Annotated in this window: 17 protein-coding genes and 1 pseudogene; 9 read left to right on the forward strand and 9 right to left on the reverse strand. The window is 71.2% G+C overall.

Going from position 1 to position 20550, the window contains the following annotated elements; genetic code table 11:
- Positions 1-8 precede the first annotated feature (8 nt).
- The 3 genes from GA0074692_RS03380 to GA0074692_RS03390 all read left to right on the forward strand — a co-directional run bounded on the left by GA0074692_RS03380 (position 9) and on the right by GA0074692_RS03390 (position 3797).
- The gene (locus GA0074692_RS03380; protein WP_091639239.1) at positions 9-911 is read left to right on the forward strand and encodes a carbohydrate ABC transporter permease; all 903 of its coding nucleotides are present in this window, start codon (positions 9-11) and stop codon (positions 909-911) included.
- A 25-nt stretch (positions 912-936) separates the two neighbouring features.
- Positions 937-2499 carry a glucoamylase family protein gene (locus GA0074692_RS03385; RefSeq protein ID WP_091639242.1) on the forward strand — a complete coding sequence of 521 codons (1563 nt, stop codon included), beginning with the start codon at positions 937-939 and terminating at the stop codon, positions 2497-2499.
- 185 nt (positions 2500-2684) lie between these two features.
- A complete protein-coding gene (locus GA0074692_RS03390; RefSeq protein WP_176738268.1) occupies positions 2685-3797 on the forward strand; it encodes a LacI family DNA-binding transcriptional regulator in 1113 nt (370 codons plus the stop codon).
- A 51-nt stretch (positions 3798-3848) separates the two neighbouring features.
- On the opposite strand, the gene GA0074692_RS03395 is transcribed toward GA0074692_RS03390, so the two are convergent.
- Positions 3849-4658, reverse strand: a complete 810-nt coding sequence (locus GA0074692_RS03395) for a metal-dependent hydrolase (protein WP_091639247.1) — start codon at positions 4656-4658, stop codon at positions 3849-3851.
- Positions 4659-4965: 307 nt separating this feature from the next.
- Between GA0074692_RS03395 and GA0074692_RS03400 the strand changes: the two are divergent.
- Both GA0074692_RS03400 and GA0074692_RS03405 read left to right on the forward strand, forming a co-directional pair.
- Positions 4966-5963: pseudogene (locus tag GA0074692_RS03400) on the forward strand (alpha/beta hydrolase).
- A gap of 137 nt (positions 5964-6100) precedes the next feature.
- Positions 6101-6640, forward strand: a complete 540-nt coding sequence (locus GA0074692_RS03405; RefSeq protein ID WP_176738269.1) for a hypothetical protein — start codon at positions 6101-6103, stop codon at positions 6638-6640.
- A gap of 10 nt (positions 6641-6650) precedes the next feature.
- On the opposite strand, the gene GA0074692_RS03410 is transcribed toward GA0074692_RS03405, so the two are convergent.
- Together GA0074692_RS03410 and GA0074692_RS03415 are read right to left on the reverse strand one after the other, a co-directional pair.
- Positions 6651-7967: a glycosyltransferase family 4 protein gene (locus tag GA0074692_RS03410; RefSeq protein ID WP_091639252.1), complete on the reverse strand. Its 1317-nt coding sequence runs from the start codon at positions 7965-7967 to the stop codon at positions 6651-6653.
- A 184-nt stretch (positions 7968-8151) separates the two neighbouring features.
- Entirely contained in the window at positions 8152-10095 is a 1944-nt protein-coding gene (locus GA0074692_RS03415) for an amylo-alpha-1,6-glucosidase (protein ID WP_091639254.1), read from the reverse strand.
- Positions 10096-10179: 84 nt separating this feature from the next.
- Between GA0074692_RS03415 and GA0074692_RS03420 the strand changes: the two genes are divergently transcribed.
- On the forward strand, positions 10180-12843 hold the full coding sequence (locus tag GA0074692_RS03420) for an MGH1-like glycoside hydrolase domain-containing protein (RefSeq protein ID WP_245730100.1): 2664 nt from the start codon (positions 10180-10182) through the stop codon (positions 12841-12843).
- Positions 12844-12995: 152 nt separating this feature from the next.
- Here GA0074692_RS03420 and GA0074692_RS03425 read toward each other — a convergent pair whose 3' ends face one another.
- The gene (locus GA0074692_RS03425) at positions 12996-13394 is read right to left on the reverse strand and encodes a four-helix bundle copper-binding protein (RefSeq protein ID WP_091639255.1); all 399 of its coding nucleotides are present in this window, start codon (positions 13392-13394) and stop codon (positions 12996-12998) included.
- 168 nt (positions 13395-13562) lie between these two features.
- On the opposite strand from GA0074692_RS03425, the gene GA0074692_RS03430 reads away from it, so the two are divergent.
- On the forward strand, positions 13563-14237 hold the full coding sequence (locus GA0074692_RS03430) for an HAD family hydrolase (protein WP_245730592.1): 675 nt from the start codon (positions 13563-13565) through the stop codon (positions 14235-14237).
- A gap of 819 nt (positions 14238-15056) precedes the next feature.
- On the opposite strand, the gene GA0074692_RS03435 is transcribed toward GA0074692_RS03430, so the two are convergent.
- A complete protein-coding gene (locus tag GA0074692_RS03435; RefSeq protein ID WP_218106535.1) occupies positions 15057-15509 on the reverse strand; it encodes a hypothetical protein in 453 nt (150 codons plus the stop codon).
- Positions 15510-15651: 142 nt separating this feature from the next.
- On the opposite strand from GA0074692_RS03435, the gene GA0074692_RS03440 reads away from it, so the two are divergent.
- Positions 15652-16374: a DUF4184 family protein gene (locus GA0074692_RS03440; protein WP_091639258.1), complete on the forward strand. Its 723-nt coding sequence runs from the start codon at positions 15652-15654 to the stop codon at positions 16372-16374.
- Positions 16375-16717: 343 nt separating this feature from the next.
- Here the strand turns inward: GA0074692_RS03440 and GA0074692_RS03445 are convergent, their stop codons facing one another.
- The 4 genes from GA0074692_RS03445 to GA0074692_RS03460 form a co-directional block, all read right to left on the reverse strand.
- A complete protein-coding gene (locus tag GA0074692_RS03445; protein WP_091639259.1) occupies positions 16718-16993 on the reverse strand; it encodes a hypothetical protein in 276 nt (91 codons plus the stop codon).
- Between the two features lie 47 nt (positions 16994-17040).
- A complete protein-coding gene (locus GA0074692_RS03450) occupies positions 17041-17472 on the reverse strand; it encodes a RusA family crossover junction endodeoxyribonuclease (RefSeq protein WP_091639261.1) in 432 nt (143 codons plus the stop codon).
- A 139-nt stretch (positions 17473-17611) separates the two neighbouring features.
- Complete coding sequence (locus GA0074692_RS03455; RefSeq protein WP_218106538.1) at positions 17612-18436, reverse strand: VOC family protein; 825 nt, start codon at positions 18434-18436, stop codon at positions 17612-17614.
- Positions 18433-19011: a DsbA family protein gene (locus tag GA0074692_RS03460; RefSeq protein ID WP_091639263.1), complete on the reverse strand. Its 579-nt coding sequence runs from the start codon at positions 19009-19011 to the stop codon at positions 18433-18435. Before GA0074692_RS03460 ends, GA0074692_RS03455 begins: the two co-directional genes overlap by 4 nt.
- A 241-nt stretch (positions 19012-19252) precedes the next feature.
- On the opposite strand from GA0074692_RS03460, the gene GA0074692_RS03465 reads away from it, so the two are divergent.
- Positions 19253-20539: an ABC transporter substrate-binding protein gene (locus tag GA0074692_RS03465; protein WP_091639265.1), complete on the forward strand. Its 1287-nt coding sequence runs from the start codon at positions 19253-19255 to the stop codon at positions 20537-20539.
- Positions 20540-20550 lie beyond the last annotated feature (11 nt).

Here is a 20550-nt window from a genome sequence, read left to right on the forward strand (position 1 = left end):
AGCGGCGCATGGCCACCCCCGCGATCGACGACGCCACCGTACGGCCAGCCGAGCACCGGCCCGCCCCGGCGACGCGCCGTACCCGCCGTTCCCGCGACCGGGTCGCGTCGACCGTCCTGCACCTGCTGCTCGGCGCCGGCCTGCTGCTGATGGTCGGCCCGTTCCTGTGGATGCTGGTCTCGTCGATCAAGCCCGAGGGCGAGGTCCGCCGGGTGCCGCCGACCTGGTGGCCCGAGGCGGCCACGCTGGAGAACTACCGGGAACTGTTCGGCCGGATGGACTTCCCGCAGTACTTCACCAACTCGGCGGTCGTCGCGACCCTGGTGACCGTCGGCAACGTCCTGATCTGCGCGGCCACCGGGTACGCCCTGGCCAAGTTGCCGTTCCGGGGCCGGCGCGGCCTCTTCGCCGCCGTGATCGGGACGATCATGGTGCCGCCGGTGGTCTGGTTCATCCCGGTCTTCGTCCTGGTCAGCAACCTCGGCCTGGTCAACACGTACGCGGGCCTGGTGCTGCCGAACATCGCCCAGGCGATCAACGTCTTCCTGATGCGGCAGTTCATGCTCTCCGTACCCGACGAACTGTTGGAGTCGGCGCGGATCGACGGGGCCGGCGAGTGGCGGATCTTCTGGCGGATTGTGCTGCCGCTGTCCCGACCGGCCATGGCCACCGTCGGGATCCTCACCTTCCTCGGCTCCTGGAACAACTTCCTCTGGCCGCTCGCGGTCGCCACCACCGAGGACAAGTACACCCTGCCGGTGGCGCTCGCGCTCTACAGCGTCGGGCAGAACGAGGCCCGGTACGGGCTGCTGCTGGCCGGTTCGGTCGTCGTGGTGCTGCCGATCCTGCTCGTCTTCCTGGTCCTGCAACGCCACTTCGTACGGGGCATCGCCACCACCGGTCTCAAGTGACCCCCACATCCGCAGGAGGTTCCCGATGAAACGCAGGTCCGTGCTGACGCTGGCCGCCGGCGCGTCGGCGGCACTGCTCGTCCCGTCCGGGGCAGGCGCGGCCCCGGACGGCGGTCCCGTCGGTCCGCTCGCCGACGCCGACCGGCGACTGCTGCTGCGGTACGCGGCCGACACCTGGCGCTCGATGACCGCCATGGTGGACCCGGGCACCGGCCTGGTCGCCGACAACATCGAAGCCGACCTGGCTGCGGCGACCCGGTCCCGGTACACCTCGCCGACGAACGTCGGCTGCCTCATCTGGTCGGCCATCTCCGCCCGGGAACTGGGCGTGATCTCCCGGGGTGAGGCCCGCCGGTACATCCGGACGGCCCTGGACACGCTGTCCCGGCTGGAGCGGCACCCGTACTCCGGCATGTTCTACAACTGGTACGACCCGGCCGACGGCCGCCTGCTGCGGAGCTGGCCGATCGACGGCTCGCCGGTGTACCCGTTCCTGTCCAGCGTCGACAACGCCTGGCTGGCCGCCGCGCTGATGGTCGTCGGCAACGACGACCCGGCGCTGGCCGCGTCGGCCGGGCGGATCCTGGCCGAAATGGACTTCGGTTTCTACTACGACGCCAACGCCCGGGGCGCCGACTTCGGCGCCGGCCTGATGCGCGGCGGTTTCTGGCCGGAACGCCCGCCGAACGGCGGGGTGGAGGACAACTACCGGGGACGCGGCCCGAACGTCTGGTACACCGGCCACCACTACGGCACGCTCCACAGCGAGACCCGGATCATCAGCTACGTCGCGATCGCCCTCGGCCAGGTGCCCCGCGAGCACTACTTCGCCATGTGGCGCACCTTCGAGCCGAACTGCGACTGGTCCTGGCAGGAGATGAAACCGGTCGGCGAGTACGTCGAACACCTCGGCATCCGGGTCTTCGAGGGCGCATACCGGCACCGGGGCCGGCAGTACGTGCCGACCTGGGGCGGCTCCATGTTCGAGGCGCTGATGCCGGACCTGCTCGTCCCCGAGGCGCGGTGGGCCCCGGACAGTTGGGGCCGCAACCACCCGGTGTTCGTACGCGGCCAGATCGACCACGGCCTACACGAGGCCGGGTACGGCCACTGGGGCTTCTCGCCGTCGTCGAACCCGGCCGGCGGCTACCGCGAGTACGGCGTCGACCCGATGGGCCTGGACACCGACGGCTACACCAGCGACCAGGAACGTACCCGGGTCAACCTCGGCTTCGACGGGTGCCGGCCCGCCGACCCGCTCCCCACCAGCTACGGCGACGGTGTGGTGACCCCGCACGCGGTCTTCCTCGCCCTGCCGTACGCCCCGGACGAGGCGGTCGACCAGCTCGCCCGGCTCCGCGCCGACTTCGACTGCTACGGCCCCGGTGGCTTCCACGACGCGGTGGCGGTGCGCAGCGGTACGGTGGCCCACCGCCACCTCGCCCTCGACCAGGGGATGGTGCTGGGCGCGCTGGGCAACCTGCTCGCCGGGGACACGCTGCGACGCCGCTTCGCCACGGGCCGGACGGCCGAACGACTCCGCCCGTTGCTCGGGATCGAGGAGTTCGCCGTACCCGCCGGGAACTGACGCGCACCGCCACGGGGAGAGGAACGGGACGTGCTGCCGGCCTCTCCCCGGGCTTGCCGTCGGCCGGGGGCCGCCGTCGGCCGGGCCGGCCTCTTCCCGGGCCGCCGTCGGCCCGGCCGGCCTCTTCCCGGGCTGTCGTCGGCCGGGGCGTCCGGCACCGGTGGCCCAGGACACGGCGGACCGGGGTGGCTGACCAGGGCGGATCCGACCGGACCGTAGCCTGGATCGTCGAGCACGTCGAGGACGCGGAGTGGTGGGTGACGAAACCGGACAACCGGGCGAGCGGACGGCCAGACGGCGCGAACCGTCGTCGCCCGACCGTCTACCAGGTGGCGGATCTCGCGGGTGTATCGATCGCCACGGTCTCCCGGGCCCTGCGCCCCGACGAGCCGGTGGCGCCGGAGACCCGACAGCGGGTTCTGGCCGCCGCCCGGACCCTGAACTGGTGGCCGAGTCGGGCCGCGCAGACCCTCGCCGGGGACGCGCACGACGCGGTGGCGATCGTCATGCCCGACCTCGCCGGCCCCTACTACGCCCAGGTCGTCGCCGGGTTCGAGTCGGAGGTGGTCGGGCGGGACAGCGTGGTCATGGTGCTGGCCACCCACGGCCGGGCCGCGTCCGAGCGCCTGGTCCGGGAGCTCGCGTCCCGGATCGACGGGCTGGTCGTGATGGGGGAGAGCTTCCCGGAGGAGATCCTCCACGAGTTGGCCGCGCAGGTGCCGCTGGTGCTGGTGGCCCGCCCGGCGTTGCCTGCCGTCACCACGCTGGTGTGCGAGAACGTCGAGGCGGCGGAGACGCTGACCCGGCACCTGTTCGACCACGGACGGCGGCGGCTGCGCTTCGTCGGGGACCCGGAGGGCACCCCGGACGTGTGGGAGCGGTGGACCGGGTTCGTCCGGGCGCACACCGACGCGGGCGTGGCGTTGGTCGACGGGCCGCTGGCCTGCGACCGCCTCGAACCGGAGAGCGGTTACCTGGCGGGTCTGGAGGTTCTCCGTGATCCGGAGGTGGACGCGGTGGTCTGCGCCAACGACGAACTCGCCTCCGGGGTGTACCGGGCCGCCGCCGAGCTCGGGCGGACCGTGGGCGAGGACCTCGCGGTCACCGGCTGGGACGACGTGACCCTCGCCGCGCACCTGTCGCCGCGCCTGACCACGGTACGTCAGCCGATGCGCCAGCTCGGGGCCGCCGCCGGGCGGCTGCTCTTCGATCAGATCGGTGGCGCCCGGGTGTCGCCGCGTACCGTGCAGCTGGACACCGAGCTGGTGATCCGACAGAGCTGCGGCTGCCCTGCCTGAGCGAAAATCGGTGCGCGTCCGTTGCGCGTCCGGGCGGCCGGGCAGGGCGGCTCAGACCTCCGTGGTGAAGCGCTCCAGCACGGAGGGTGCGACCAGGCCGATGGCGGCGAGGACGGAGACCACGGTGAGCACCGAACGGACCACCACGACCTCGGTCTTGCTGCCGGCGCGCAGCGCGATGCTGTTCGGCAGGCCGATCGGCGTCCACATTCGGCGCTTGATTGGGATGGGCCAGAGGATCGGCACCCCGGCCTTGGTGATCATGTCGCCGATGATGTGCACGAAGCAGCCCACCCCCATGGCGAGCCCGATCATCGGATAGCCCCGGTCACCCGGCAGGTTCGCGAAGGTGTACCAGGCGGCGGCGGCCGAGGTCAGCGTGACGATCACCCAGCCGGCCCGCTCCGCCCAGCGGTCGAACAGGCCGCGCAGCGCCAGGCCGATCATGAAGAACAGGATGCCGACCACGGCCCACTTGCCGTACGCGGTGCAGAGCGCCGTGGTGCCCCAGCCGACCAGCGCGGTGAACGGGAGGGTGTGGGTCAGCGTCCGGTGCCCGTTGTTGCGCTTCGGGTCCCGGCTGAGCTTGGTGGCGTAGTAGACGCCGAGCGACACCTTCTCGATCACCTCGGCCAGGAAGAGCGAGAAGACGCCGAACGTCCGGGCGACCGTGGCACCGCCCTGGTTGCGGGTCACCTTGCCGGAGAGGTCGAGGTCGGGGAAGAGCGCACCGCCCGCGCAGACCGCCGTGCCGACGGCCAGCTCCAGCGTGGACTGGTGGTAGCCGGCGAAGTGCTGCATCGCCAACGAACCGGTCAGCCACACCGCCGCGCCGGACAGCGCGTGCGACGGTCCCATCATGTCGGTCGTCCTCCCCGGAGATCGTGATCGCCAAGTTACGGCACCCGGCCGACATTGTGGCTGTCGGGTTCTCGTTCGTTGCCAGTAGCGCCGTCCGGCCCGGACTGATCTCCGACCCGGGTTGACGGCCCACCCCGGCTGGCCTTAGGTTTTAGCCAAACATCGATCAACTTCGCTTACCTTGGTCGGGTGGTCGATGGTTTCGCAGGACCGCCTGCGCGTTCGGTGAGGCGGCTCCGAGGGCCCTGACCGCTGGCGGCAGCGTGGCCGCGCGGCGAGAAGCCCCGTCAGTTCCAGGGAGGAATCCATGACCGACGACAGTGTGGCCCACCGACGGGTGAACCGCCGTCGACTCCTGGCCGGCGCGGCGGGGGTCACCGCGGCCGGAGCGCTGGCCGGCCCCTTCCTCGGGTCGTCGGCGGCGAGCGCGGCGGCGGTGGACGGCCACGGCCTGCACATCGTCGGCCGCAACGAGAACGGCGGCCGGTTGCAGTACTACCGGTTCGCCACCGACGCGATCGCCTGGGACCCTGCCGTCAACGTCCTGCTGCCGGACGGCTACCACACCAGCGGCAAGCGTTACCCGGTGCTCTACCTGCTGCACGGCGGAGCGGCCGACTTCCGCACCTTCCACCTGCACGAGAACATCATCAACCTCACCGCCGGGCGGGAGATCATCGTTGTCATGCCGGACGCCTCGACCGGCTGGTACTCGAACCCGGTGCGCAGCAACACCGGCCCCCGCAACTGGGAGACCTTCCACATCGCCCAGCTCCTGCCCTGGATCGACTCGAACTTCCGCACCTTCGCCGAGTACAACGGTCGCGCGGTGGCCGGCTTCTCGATGGGCGGATTCGGTGCCCTGAAGTATGCCGCGAAGTACTACGGCCACTTCTGCTCGGTCAGCTCCCACTCCGGTCCGGCCAGCCTGCGCCGCGACCTCGGTATGGTGGTGCACTGGGCCAACACCACCTCGGCCGCGATGGACCTCGGGGCGGCACGGTCTACGGCGCGCCCTTCTGGGACGAGGCCCGGGTCAGCGCGGACAACCCCGTCCAGCGGATCCCCAGCTACCACAACAAGCGGATCTTCCTTGTCGCTGGCACGTCGCCGGACCCGATCAACTGGTTCGACTACGCCAACGAGACGCAGGTGCTCGCCGGCCAGCGGGAGTTCCGGGCCGCCCTGGCCCAGGCCGGCATCCCACACGAGTGGCGGGAGGCTCCCGGCGGGCACTTCTTCCGCCACGACCTCTTCCTCCAGGACCTCGACGGGATGCTCTGGCGCCTGCGGCGCGCAGGCTGACATCGCCCCTGTTGCCACCGCCGGGGACCGCCGGTGGTGGCAACAGGGGCGCGGTCGACGGCATCCCCGCGCCGTAGTTCCGTTGGCTGCCGGACCAGAGCGTGGCTTTCGGCGTACCGGGTTGGCGCCATCGGCGTATGTCGGGACAGATGCTGGCCGTAGGGCGGCGGGTCGTGTCACTGGCGGCGGTCGCCGTGCTCGCCCTCGTCGGGCTGACCGCCTGCTCGCCGTCGACCAAGGGCGTCACCGGGTTGTCCGTGGACGAGAACGGGCAACTGCTCGCCGTGCTGGCCTGGTGCACGAAGCAACCACCCGACACCGTTCTCCTCGACTACCTACCGCCGGAGACGGCGTCAGCCAGCCCGAGCGGGCCGCCGGACCTGTCCCTCGTGCTTTCCCGCCGATCGAAGTATGCCGTGCCGCAGGGGGCGACCCGGCCGGCCATGCTGCCGCTGGTCGACTTCCCACCCGAACTGGCCCACCACCCGGACACCGCTTTTCGGATCTTCGCAGTCGAAGACAGGAACAGCTTCAACCTGGAGCCGCTGTACTTCCGCCTCGGCGACCTGGCCGCGCTCGTTCCGGGTGGCGTCATGGTCGACGGCGGCGCCGAGTCGTGGGAGATCGTCTCCGCCGACGAGTTCGTCCGGCGTGGTCAGGAGGCGCCGGAGTGCTGAGCAGCGATGGTCATACAGCCAGCAGCCGCCCTTCCGGGATGGCGATCTTCGGCCGTCCGCCGGCCAGGGAAACAGCCGCCTGGCGCGTCCGCAGGGGCAGGTGTTCGCGGCGGGCGGTGGCGTAGCTGGCGGCGGTGGACGTGGCGATGGTGGTCCAGGCGTACCGCTCGCTGACCATGGTGCGGGCGTGGCGGGCGACCCGGCGGGCGAAGACCTCGTCGCTGACGATCTGGTCGACCGCGCCGGCCAGGGCATCCGGGTCGCTGTGCGGGAAGGTCACCCCGGTCACCCCGGGCTCGACGATCTCGGCGAGGCCACCGGTCGCGGCGACCGCCAGCGGTGCGCCGGCCGCCGCCGCCTCGAGGGCGATCATGCCGAACGGCTCGTAGAGGCTGGGCACCACAGTGGCGTCGGTGGCCCCGAGCAGCGCCGGGAGCCGGGACTCGTCGAGGAAACCGGTGAACCGGATTGTCTCCGCCAGCCCCAGGCCGTGCACCCGGGCCTGCAACTCGTGCCGGTACGGGCCGTCCCCGGCGATCACCACGCGCAGCCCGGGGTGCCGGCGGCGCAGCTGCGGTACGGCCTCCACGAGGTGCTGCACGCCCTTCTCGTAGACCAGCCGGCCGGCGTACCCGACCAGGGGACCGTCGGCGGCGAACCGGGCGCGGGCGACGGCGACCTCCCGGGGGCGGGCCTGCCAGGCCCGGTCGTCCACTCCGTTGGGTACCACGTCGACCCGTGCGGCGGGCACGTCGAACAGGGTGGCGACCTGGTCGCGCATGTAGCCCGAGCAGGCGATGACGCGGGTGGAGGAGTTGCTGACCCAGTGCTCGACGCCATGGATGGTGCGGTTCATTTCGTCCGGCAGCCAGCCCTGGTGCCGGCCGGCCTCGGTGGCGTGGATGGTGGTGACCAGGGGCAGATCGAGGTGCTCGCTGATGGTGACGGCGGCGTGCGCGACCAGCCAGTCGTGGGCGTGCACCACGTCGTACTCGCCGGACTCGGCGGCGCGCAGCGCGGTGCGGGTGAGCGTGTGGTTGAACGCCATGGTCCAGGCGAGCAGGGCCGGGGTGGCCAGGGGGAACGTCACCGGGTCCTCGGGAGCGCGCAGGATCCGTACGCCGTCGGCGTACTCCTCGAGGGGCGCGCCCTCGATGTGCCGGGTGACCACGGTGACCTCGTGGCCGGCGGCGGCCAGGGCGACGGAGAGGGCGTGCACGTGCCGGCCGAGTCCACCGACGAGCACCGGCGGGTACTCCCAGGAGAGCATCAGCACCCGCTGGTGCCGGACGGGGTGGATGTCGATCACGTCGGCGTCCGGTGACATGCGTCCCCCTTGGAGTTGTCCCCCGCGCGGCGACGGCCTCCGCTGCCCGGATTCCCGTCGCCGCGTCCTGGTCGGGGCCAATCCTGCCGCCGGCTCGATAACCGGCGGCGACGTCACCGTTGCGGCTGTGTAAAGCAGTCGATCACCGCCGCCCGGAGACGGCCGGGCGGCTCGGTACAGCGGTCTATCGGGTACGACGGCAGCGCAGCAGTTCGGCGACCGACCACGCCTGGAACGGGCAGCCGGTCGCCCCGTGCGGCGGCAGGCCGTCCGCCGTCTCGCTCACCGACCCCAGGCCGTACTCGGTCAGGTGGGCCTCGATGCCGGTGAACAGCTCGTCGACGGGGAGCTTGCCCCGCCGGCAGGCGTCCACGTACGGGCCGAGCAGCCACGGCCAGACCGTGCCCTGGTGGTATCCGCCGTCCCGCTCGGCCGGCGAGCCCCGGTGCCGGCCGGTGAAGCCGGGGGAGTCGGGGGAGAGGCTGCGCGGACCGAGCGGGGAGAGCAGCCCGGCCGCCACCCGGCGCAGCGTCGCCTCGTCCGGCTCCAGCGGCGCGTACGGCAGCGACCAGGCGAGCAACTGGTTCGGGCGGAGCAGGTCGTCGTCGTGGTGCGGTGAGCCGCCAAGCGGGTACGCCGGGGCGGGCCCGTCCACCACGTCGTACAACCAGCCCGTCGGGGCGGGGAACCGCTTCCGGAACGCGGTCACCGCCCGGTCGTGCAGCCGGGCCAGCTCCCCGGCGTCCTGCCCGGCCAGCTCGGTCAACTCGGCGAGCCCGGCCAGCCCGTTGATCCACAGCGCGTTGATCTCGACCGGCTTGCCGACGCGTGGGGTCACCGGCACCCCGTACACCCGGGCGTCCATCCAGGTCAGCGCCGTTCCCGGGGTGCCGCCCTGGGTGAGCAGCCCGTCGGCCGGGTCGACCGCGATGCCGTACCGGGTGCCGGCCAGGTGCGCGTCGACCACGCCGCGCAGCGCCGGCAACAACTCGTCCCCGAGGTCGGTGTCCCCGGTGACGGTGACGTGCCGGCTCACCGCGTGCAGGAACCATAGCGTCGCGTCGACGGTGTTGTACTCCACCCGCCCGGTGTCGGCGGTGTTCGCCAGCATCCCCTCCGACAGCGTGGCCGCGTACGACCGCAGCAGCTCCCGCCCCTCGGTGGCCCGGTTGGTGCAGAGGAACAGCCCCTCGTACGAGATCATCGTGTCCCGCGACCACGCCCCGAACCACGGGTAGCCGGCGACCACGTCGACCGGAGCCTGGCCGGTGCGCACCACGAACGCGTCGGCGGCCAGGGTCAGCGTCGCCTCCACCGAGTCGGCTGGCCGGGCGGCGGCCACCACCCGCCGGTTGCGTCGCCGGGCGGTCGCCACCACCTCGGTCGCCGGCGGTGGCTGCTGGTCGAGCTGGTCGGCCCAGGCCAGTACGGACACCGTGTCACCGGGACGCGCCAACTGCCCGGCGAACCGGCCCGCGTACCAGAGATCCTCCTCGGCGGGCAGGCCGCGGGCGGCCTCCTCGCGGTGGTGCACGCCCAGCCACCACTGGCCCTCCGGCGTCCAGTCCGGGCCGGCGAGGCGGAACGCGCCCTCGATCACGGCCCCGCCGTCGACCGGCTCCATCCGGGGCGTGGGACCGTCCGCGCGGCGCTCGCCGTGGGCGTCCCGCCAGGTGCATGCCGCCGCCAGTTCCAGGCGTACCGGACCGCCGCAGACCAGCCGGTGTACCACCGCCACGCAGGGGCGTCCCGGCAGCATGGCCAGCTCCCGCTCGATGACCGTGTCCCCGATCCGCCACCGCCACCGGGGCAGGCCGTCGACCAGGGCGAAGTGTTCCAGCAGCTCGTATCCGCGTGGGTCGACGTCGCCGGAGGACCACTCGTGGGCGCCGAGGCGCACCTGCGCGCCGGAGGGGAGCAGCACCGACGCGTCCAGGCTGGCCAGCCCGACCCGCCGGGACGCCGGGGTTTCGCCGGCCACCACCAGCAACCCGTGGTAGCGGCGGGTACGCAGACCGCTGACCGTACCCATGGCGTAGCCGCCCCGACCGTCGGGAACCAACCACTCGCGGCTGGCTCCGCCGGTAAGCTCGGCACAAACCTGCGGACCGAAACCGATGTCGATCAACTTTCCTCCAGTAGCGACGTGCTACACGCCACGACGACGGTGGCCCCGGTGGTCAAGCGACCGCGCGGCGTCGAAGATGTGCGGGTGATCACTGACGTGACCCCTCCTCTTCCGCCGTCCCCCGACGCCGAGCGGGCCCGCCTGGCGCAGGCCGACTCCGGCGAGCAGGACTGGCGCGCATGGGGTCCCTATCTGTCCGAACGGGCCTGGGGGACGGTGCGGGAGGACTACAGCGAACACGGTACGGCCTGGGACTACTTTCCTCACGATCATGCGCGGTCCCGAGCGTACCGGTGGAGCGAGGACGGCATGGCGGGCGTCTGCGACGACCGGCAGACGTTCTGCTTCGCGCTGGCGCTCTGGAACGGCCGGGACCCGATCCTCAAGGAGCGGATGTTCGGCCTCGGTGGGGACGGCGGCAACCACGGCGAGGACGCCAAGGACTACTGGTGGTACGAGGACTCCACGCCCACCCACTCCTGGATGCGCTGGCGCTACCACTACCCGCAGGCTGCCTTCCCGTACGACGAACTGGTCGCGGAGAACGCGCTACGCGGCCGGGACGACACCGAGTACGAGCTGGTCGACACCGGCATCTTCGACGACGACCGGTACTGGGCGGTGACCGTCGACTACGCCAAGGCCGGCCCGACGGACCTGTGCGTCCTGATCACCGTCGCCAACCGGGGTGACCGGGCCGAGCGGCTGCATGTGCTGCCCACCCTCTGGTTCCGTAACACCTGGGCGTGGGGGTTGCCCGGCAGTGACCGGGTGCCCACCCTGGTCGGCACGGACAGCCGGCTGATCGGCGAGCACCGGGTGCTCGGCCAGCTCGTGCTCGCCGGGGATGGCGACCCGACGCCGCTGCTCTGCGACAACGAAAGCAACGCCGAGCGGCTCTGGGGACTGACCAGCCGGTCCCGCTACCCGAAGGACGGCATCAACGACCACGTCGTCGACGGTGCCGACAGCGTCAACCCGGACCGCACCGGAACCAAGGGCGCGCTGCACTACGTACTGGATGTGCCGGCCGGCGGGCAGCGACAGATCCGGCTGCGGCTGACCCGGACCGCGCCGCCGCCGGCTGGCGCCCCAACCCCGGCCCTCGACCTGGGGGCCGACCTCGACGCGGTGCTGCGCCAGCGGCGGTTCGAGGCGGACCGGTTCTTCGCCGACGTGATTCCGGCCGCCGCCAGCGAGGACGAGGCCCTGGTGGCCCGGCAGGCCATCGCCGGGCTGATGTGGGGCAAGCAGTTCTACCACTTCGATGTGAAGCGGTGGCTCGACGGCGACCCCGGCGGCACCCCGCCACCGGCCGGGCGGCGGCACGGGCGCAACAGCGCCTGGTGGCACATGAACAGCTTCGACGTCATCTCCATGCCGGACCCGTGGGAGTACCCCTGGTACGCCGCCTGGGACCTGGCGTTCCACTGCGTCAGCATCGCCCGGGTCGATCCCGGCTTCGCCAAGGACCAACTGCTGCTCCTGCTACGGGAGTGGTACCTGCACCCCAACGGGCAGATCCCGGCGTACGAGTGGGCGTTCGGTGATGTCAACCCGCCGGTGCACGCCTGGGCGGCGTTGAAGGTCTTCGAGATCGACGGGAGCCGCGACCACGAGTTCCTCGCCCGGGTGCTGCACAAGCTGCTGCTCAACTTCACCTGGTGGGTCAACCGCAAGGACACCCGGGGCAGCAACGTCTTCGAGGGCGGATTCCTCGGGCTGGACAACGTCGGCCCGTTCGACCGGTCGGCGGCGCTGCCGGTGGCCGGGGTGCTGGAGCAGTCCGACGGCACCGGCTGGATGGCCATGTACGCGCTGAACCTGCTGGACATGGCGATCGTGCTCGCCGAGCGGGACCGGGCGTACGTCGACGTCGCCACGAAGTTCTTCGAGCACTTCGCCTACATCGCCGCCGCCGCGTACGACCAGGGGCTCTGGGACGACGAGGACGCGTTCTTCTACGACGTGCTGTTGCAGGCCGACGGTACGAAGGTGCCGCTGAAGGTGCGCTCCGTGGTGGGGCTGCTGCCGCTGGCGGCGACCACCCGGCTCACCGCGCGTACCCTGCGCCGCCTGCCGGAACTGCACGCCCGGCTGCGCTGGTTCCTCACCAACCGCCCCGAGTACGCCGACGTGCTCGGCGCGCGCCGGATCGGCCCGGACGGCGGGCAGCAGCGGCTGCTGTCGATGGTCGGCCCGGAGCAGGTGGTCCGGTTGCTGGCGCGGATGCTCGACCCCGACGAGTTCCTCTCCGAGTACGGGCTGCGTACGCTCTCCCGGGCGCATCTGGACGAGCCGTTCTCGGTCACCCTCGGCGGGCAGGAGTTCAGCGTCGGCTACGAGCCGGCCGAGTCGACCAGCGGGCTGTTCGGCGGTAACTCCAACTGGCGCGGGCCGATCTGGATGCCGACGAACTTCCTGCTGATCAGCGCGTTGCGCGACTACGCCGCCTTCTTCGGCGACGACCTCCAGGTGGAGTACCCGACCGGCTCCGGGGTGAAGCACACCCTCGACGAGATCGCCGACGACCTCTCCGCCCGGCTGATCGCCCTGTTCACCCGGGACGGGTGGGGCCGGCGACCGATCTACGGGGCCTGCCAGCTCTTCCAGAGCCACCCGGACTGGCGGGACCTGATCGCCTTCCCGGAGTACTTCCACGGCGACAACGGCGCGGGACTCGGCGCGTGGCACCAGACCGGCTGGACAGCCCTGGTAGCCGACCTGATCCTCACCCTGCGCCGCTGAGGCGGCGCGGTGCGGGGTGGTTGGGGTGGTGCGGGCTGGTTGGGGTGGTGCGGGCTGGTTGGGGTGGTTGCAGGGGACCCTTCCTCATCAGAATGCGGTAACAGGGGACCCCTGCTACCACCCCAACCCAACCCACCTCACCCGGGGAGCGGTCAGCTGATCTCGGACAGCAACTGGCGGCAGGCGGACTCGCAGGAGCGGCAGGCCTCCGCGCAGAGCGCGCAGTGTTCGTGCATCCCGGCGTGGCTGGCGCACTCGTCCCCGCAGGCACGGCACGCGGTGATGCAGGCCGTCAACAGGCTGCGGGTGATGTTCGCGTCGTAGCCGGTGTGTCGGGACAGCACCCGGGCCGTCGCGGTACAGATGTCCGCGCAGTCCAGGTCAGTCCGGATGCACTTGGTCAACTCGGTGACGGCCGCCTCGCTCAGGCAGGCGTCGGCGCACGCGGTGCAGGCCTGGGCGCAGGCGTTCAGCTCGTCGATCACCCGAGCCAGCCGGGTGCGGTCCATGTTGATCTCCGCCGGATACGTCCTGAGCATCGGGTTTGTCATCGTTGTCACGTTCTGTCACCCCTCCCTGGGTCGTCGTCCTCCCCGACCCGGTACCCGTTGCGCGGCCCGGAAACCGGGATGAGCCCCGTCGGTCCCGCCGAGTACGGTGTTCCGGGCCGCGCACGGGAGGGGTGGAACGTGGATCAGGGGCAGCGTCACCACGGCAGGGTGCTCGTCTTCGACGCCGACGACACGCTCTGGGAGAACAACGTCCTGTTCGAGCGGGTCATCGACGACTTCCTCGCCTGGGTGGACCATCCCACCCTCGACCGGGTCGAGATCCGCGGCATCCTCGACGACATCGAGCGGGCCAACACGGTGACCCACGGGTACGGCAGCACGGTGTTCCTGCGCAGCCTCGCCGAGTGCCTGGAGCGGCTGCGGGAGCGCCCGGCCACCGAGCGGGAGCGCCGGGAGATCGCCGACCTCGCGGCGGCCCTGGCCGAGCAGGAGGTGGAGCTGATGCCCGGCGTCGCGGAGACCCTCGACGAGCTGGCCGAGCGGCACGAACTGCTTCTGCTGACCAAGGGCGACCCGGAGGAGCAGCAGCGCAAGCTGGACGCCTCCGGGCTGCTGCACCACTTCCGGGCCGCGCACATCGTGAAGGAGAAGGACGCCGACACGTACCGCCGGCTGGCCCGGGAACACCCGTTCGACCCGGCGGTGGCCTGGATGATCGGCAACTCCCCGAAGTCGGACATCCTGCCGGCGCGCGCGGCGGGGATGAACGCGGTGTTCATTCCGAATGACAACACCTGGGTGCTGGAGTACGACGAGGTGGACCCGGCCGACGACGGGGTGCTGCACCTCACCGCCTTCCCCGACCTGCTCCGGCACTTCTGAAGACGTAGTGGGCGCCGGGGGTGCGCAGACCGTCGGGCCAGTCGGAGCAGCTGAACCGGCCGGGGCGGCGATGGCCGGTCGCCGGGGCCGTGCGATCGTGGAGTCCTGCGGGCGTCCCGCGCCGACGTTCCCCGGAATCCGGGTCGTTTTTCGGCCTCACGCAATTTCTGTAAACGCTCGGGAAGGCCGTTTTCTGATCACTAGCAGCGTCGCGGAGACCCGTACCGTTACATCGACATGCCGTCTGTCGAGCTAGATGTTGCTCACTTTTTCCGCCGTCGGGATCGTCTTGTCCGGTGAATCGCGGTCTGCCTAGTCTTGGGGCCGCGTCGCCCGCTCGTCGGGGTGAGCCGGTAGACGCGCCAGGAGTCCGGTGATGGAGCACCGTGGAGCTGAGTGCATGCGGGGTCAGCTCGCCACACTGGGCCCGGTGTCGGGCGTCGTGCCACGCCCGCGGGCCTGACGGGCGGAAACCGCTGCCACGCTGGACGACTGGAGGTCAGGACCGGGGAGTTGCGGACCCGGTCCTGACCGATCCTCACCCGTTTTCTCTTCACGCTCCCCTTGTTCTTCTCCTCATTCCGGTGGCAGGGCCGTTCCCTCCCGGAAATGAGAACGTTCTTCGGGTTCCCCGGGGCCGGTGAGATCGAGCTCCAGGGAAGCCCTCGATAGGCAAGGTATAGACGGACCCATCAGGATGTCCGCGCTGCTGTGCACCCAGTTCCATGAACTGGTGGTAATCGAGAGGAAACTCCTTTCCCCGCGATCTGCCCAGCCGAACCCAGCCCACAGCCATGTCAGGGGCGTCCGGGGGCGGCATCATGCGCCCCAGCGCTTCCACCAGGACCGGCGGTCGGGCGCGTCGGTGGCGGCTGGGGCCAGTGGGGACTGGGCGGTTGGCTTGCCGATAATCAGGCTGATCTCGCGGATGGCGCTGTTGACGAGGATGCCTTCACACTCCGGGTCGGTCGCGGCTATCTGGAGGAGGACCTCGCCGGACACGCCTGCGTTGAATCGGGGACCGAAGTTGCGTAGTGCTGCTTCGGGATCGGCGTATGCCAGCACGCGGGGCCGTCCGTCGCCGTGAGTGGTCCTGCCCGCACCAAGGTTGCCGTCAGCGATAAAATGCCCGTCGGTGGCGTGGACGGGTGCCCCGGTGGCCACGATGCCGACCGTGGAGGTCCGGAAGAGACTGAGAAAGCGTTCGTAGCTCTCTGGGGCCTTGGTTTCCGCGTACTCGGACATGACATCGGACAGTGGGGTGTCACTCACGCGGCGGACGATAACTACTCGCCACGTGTGCAACAAGCCTGGGCGTGCGCACTGCCGGGTTGTACGGCGAGGGTTCGCGGAATCGACGGGTGGGCTGGCAGGGACGAGGAAAACGCTGCCTCGGTCCGGGTAGCCTGCCGCGGTGCCGTTGACGTTTCCCTCTCATCTCGCTCCGGTGCTGCCCCTGAAGCTCTGGTTCCCCCGGTGGTTCGACGGGGTGGCGCTGGCCGCTGGATCCGTCGCGCCGGATGTCGCGTACCTCGCGCTGGGAACGCGGGCCGAACTGCCCGACACCCACTCGCTGTCGGCTCTGATCTGGTGGTGTCTTCCCGTGGCGTTGGTCTACACCTGGATCGTGCGTCGGACAGTTCCGGCCGTCGCCGCTCATCTGCCGGGTAGGTGGTCGGCCGTTGGCGGCTTGGGGCAGGTTCGCCACGCCTGGTGGATCATGATCACGTCCGCGCTGGTCGGCGCGGCCAGCCACCTCGGGTGGGACTGGCTGACCCATACGGACGGCTGGCTCCAAGCCTTGTTCGGAATCGACTGGTACGAGGCCACGGGAATCGCCTGGTGGACGGTGTCCGATCTGCTCAGCACCGTACTCGGCGCCGGCGTCGTCGCTCTGGTGATCGTGCGGCGTCCCGACCTGTTCATGACGGGCACGGGACGGAGGCCGGTTCGAACGGGCCCGTTTTGGCTGGTGGCGCTCCTGTCGTTCGTCGTGGGCCTGGCGGTTCTGCCCTTTCTGCCGGCCGCGGGACAGCTCGGCGCGACCGGGGTGCGGTTGTTGCACCTCGTCGGGGGCAGCCTGCTCGTCGGTGTCCTGGTGGAGAGGGTGAGAAGCCAGTTCCGTGATCGAGCCTGAGCAGAAGCGTCTCCCGAAGTGGTGGTGTTACATCGACACGCCGGCCAGCTGATTGATATTCGCCACTGACAGGCATTTTCTATTGGCTTGTTTGCTATTTGCTGCTTGCTTAGGGTGAAGGCGCGCTCAAGGTTCAACGGGGGAGCGGTGACATGCAACTTCAGATTCGACTGTTGGTCACCGTGGAGCTGAGCGTCGATGGCCGGCCGGTCGCGGTGGGCGGCGCCAAGTAACGGGCGACGCTCGCCGGCCTGGCGCTGGAGGGGTGCAGGAGCGGCTGGCCGCCGCGTGCGCCGTCGTCTGGCCAGTGTCGGATTCGGCCCGTGTCGCTCGGGGCCTGAGGTCAACCGGCGTAGCCGCGCACGATCGCCACGGCGACCCGGCAGAACTCGTCCATGTCGGGGGTGAACCCGGCGGCGATGTCGGGGTGCAGCCCGGCGCGGGTCTCGTCCAGCAGCCGTTGGCAGACCTGCTCGACCGGCTCGCCCGCGTAGTCGGCGCGGACCCGGTCGGTGGCCGCCCGCAACGCCGAGGTGAGCTGGTCCTCCAGCGGTCCCCGCAGCTTCTGCTGAACCGGGTCCAGTCCCCTCGGGTCGAGGGTGACGTGTGGCTCCGACATCAACGCTCCCTTCGTCGGCGTCCGCGGTACCCCACCGCGGGCGTCGGTCAAACCACGGGTGGTAACTCCGCGACCCGTACCTGGTAGGAGAACTCCGCCGCCGGCTCCTCGGTGTACGACAGCCGGCGGATCTGCCGGTCGTCGGTGTAGAGGGCGACGTCCACCAGTACGCCCAGGTGGGCGAGCCCGATGGTGGCGATCCGCTTCTTGTCCGCGAGGACGGCGCAGATCCCGCCGAGCAGGGTGCTGGCGTCGGAGGTGCGGTGCCCGGGCGGGCTGCGCAGGGTCAGGTCGATCTCCACCGGCCCGGTCAGCGCGGTCCAGCCGGTGCGCTGTGCGGCGGCGCAGGCCGCCGCGAGCAGGGCGCGTACCCGGGTGGCCTGTCGGTGGCCGGCGGCGAAGATGGACAGGGCTTCGGTCCGGACCGGAGGCAGGCCGCTCACCTCGAACGTCAGGGCGAGAGCCCGGGTCTCCTGCACGGCGGCACCTCCTCGGGAGGGATCCTGCCCGACCAACGGCACCCGGGACGGGAGAACCGCGATCGTCCACCGAACGGGCGGCCGGGAAGGAACGGAGGAGAACGGCGGCCGGGAACGGGCCGTCAGCGAGGGCGGGCCGTCAGCGGGGCGGGGGGAACGCACAGAACTCGTTCCCCTCCGGGTCGGTGAGGATCCACCAGTCGATGTCGTCGTCCGGCTCGCGCAGCAGGGTCGCGCCGGCGTCGAGCAGCGCCGTGCAGTTGGCGCCGGTGAGCTCCACGTCCCAGTGCATCCGGTTCTTGGCCGTCTTCGGCTCGGGTACCGGGGCGAAGACCCAGTAGTCCCAGGGGAAGCCGGCCCCGCCGACCACCGAGGCGGCCCCGTCGGCGTCGCGCTCGATCCGGCCGCCGAGCACCTGGGCCCACCAGGTGGCCTGGGCGATGGCGTCCCGGGCGTCGACGACCAGCTCGAACGGCCCGGCTGTGCTGCCGGGCCGGGGCGCGGGCGTACGGTCCGGCTCGAACGGCGCGGCCGTACGGTCCGGCCGGGGTGCGGGCGTACGGTCCGGTCGGGGCGCGAAGGCGCAGAACTCGTTGCCGTCAGGGTCGGCGAGCACCCACCAGCCGACCTCGGCGTCCGGCTCGCGGACCAGCCGGGCTCCGGCGGCCAGCAGGTCGGCCGGGTCGGGTCGGTCCAACCGCAGGTCCAGATGGACGCGGGTCTTGCCGGTACGCGGTTCCGGCACCCGGTTCACCCAGATCGACTCTGGGCCGGGATGGCCGGGCCGGCCGTCGACCCGGGTGTCCCCGTCGCGGAGGTCGACCAGGCCGCCGCCGAGGATCCGGGCCCAGAAGTTACCGAGCGTGTGCGGGTCGACGGTGTCCAGGCAGAGGTCCTTGAACCGGGCGAGCACCGGCCCGCTCTCGTCGGCCCGCGCCGGGGCCCGACCGGGGGCGGCGGTCACCGCCGGCCTCGCTTGATCTCGTGGAAGGCTGGCATCCGCACCAGCGGCAGCAGGGAGTCCCACAGCAGCAGCGCCTCGTCGGTGCCGGGCACCTCGGTCACGATCGGTCCGTGCACGCCCCGCTCCGCGTCGGGCAGGGTCAGCACCGGGGAGCCGATGTCCGGTCCCGCCGAGGCGTACGCCAGCGCGTGCGACTCGCGTACCGCCTCGTCCCAGCGGTCGTCGTCGAGAGCCGGCGCGTCCTCCTGGAGGCCGGCCGCCTCGACGGCCTCGGTGATCGCCCGGTCGGCGAGCGGGCTGCCGACGTCGTGGCTGCGGGCACCGAGTTCGGCGTAGAAGCGGGCGGTGTCGTCGCCGCGTCCCTGCGCGCGCAGCGCCTCGACCAGCCGTAGGGCCCGGCTGGCGGCGGCGAGCGCCTCGGCGAACTGTGGGGCGACCCGCCCCTCGTTGAGGATGGCGAGGCTGAACGCCCGCCACTCGATCCGCAGATCCCGGGCCTGACCCACGGTCACCAGCCAGCGGGAGGTGCGCCAGGTGTGTGGGCAGGCCGGGTCGAAGAAGAAGGTGACGTCCATCGGGCGAGCGTAGACCTCACCTGATCACCCCGCAGTCCCGATGTTTCGTCCATGGATGTCCGGTTACTGGGGCGCCAGGGTCGACCAGGTTTCGTCGCGGGACGTTACGGGCAGTGAGGGGGCCACGAAACGCCCGCGGGACGGACCGATCCGCAACCGGTGCCGTCCCGCATCGTCTCGCCGCGCGCCGGGGCGCGGTTCCCATCCCCGGATGTGTGCCGTACGAAGAGGGGGAGGGGCGATGAGCGAGCCTGACGGTGCCGGGACCCGGCGCCGGTCACGGGCCCGCGCGGTGGCGGTGGCCACCGCGTTGACGCTGCTGGCACCGACCGCCGCATGCAGTTCCGGCGGGGACGGCGGACCGCCGACGATCAACCTGTACTACCCACCTGAGCAGAACCTGCAGAAGGTGGTCGACGACTGCAACGCGCAGGCGCAGGGCCGGTACCGGATCGCGTACCAGGTGCTGCCCCGGCAGGCCGACGAGCAGCGGGTGCAGATGGTCCGGCGGCTGGCCGCGCAGGACAGCGGCATGGACGTGCTCGGTCTCGACGTGACCTGGACCCAGGAGTTCGCCAGCGCGGACTGGATCCGGGAGTGGACCGGCGAGAACCGGGCCGAGGTCGAGAAGGGCACCCTGGAGGGCCCGCTGGCGACGGCCCGCTACGAGGACAAGCTCTTCGCCGCGCCGAAGAACACCAACGTCCAACTGCTGTGGTACCGCGCCGACCTGGTGCCGCAGCCGCCCAAGACCTGGGACGAGATGATCGAGCAGGCCCAGAAGCTGAAGGAGCAGGGCAAGCCGCACCAGGTGCTCACCATGGGCGCGCAGTACGAGGGCCTGGTCGTGCTCTACAACGCCATGGTCGCCAGTGCGGGCGGGAAGATCGTCAGCGACGACGGCGAGAAGGCCGTGATGGACGACGGCGCGGTGCGGGCGCTGGAGCAGCTCAAGCGGCTGGCGACCTCCGGGGTGGTCTCCCCGTCGTTCAGCAACGCCACCGAGGATCCGGTCCGCCTGGAGTTCCAGGCCGGCAACGGCGCCTTCCAGGTCAACTGGCCCTTCGTCTACCCGGCGTTGCAGGAGGCCGACCCCGATCTGGCCAAGCAGGTCAAGTGGGCCCGCTACCCGGGGGTGGACGCGGAGACGCCGAGCCGGGCCACCATCGGCGGGGTCAACATGGCGGTCAGCGCCTACTCGAAGTACCCCGAGGAGTCCTTCGAGGCGGCCACGTGCATCCGCAACGAGAAGAACCAGAAGTTCTCCGCGGTGAACGACGGAGTGCCACCGACCATCGAGGCGCTCTACGACGACCCGGAGATGGCCGAGGCGTACCCGATGAAGGAGACGATCCTCGAGGAGTTGAAGGAGCCGTCGACCCGGCCGCTCACTCCGGCGTACCAGAGCATCTCCACGGTGACGTCGGCGATCCTCTCCCCGCCGTCCGGCATCGACCCGGAGCGGACCGCCGACGAGCTGCGCGGGGCGGTCGCCGACGCCCTGGAGTCGAAGGGGGTGCTCCCGTGAGCGAGCTGACC

This window comes from Micromonospora pallida, from assembly GCF_900090325.1.
Classification (GTDB): Bacteria; Actinomycetota; Actinomycetes; order Mycobacteriales; family Micromonosporaceae; genus Micromonospora; species Micromonospora pallida.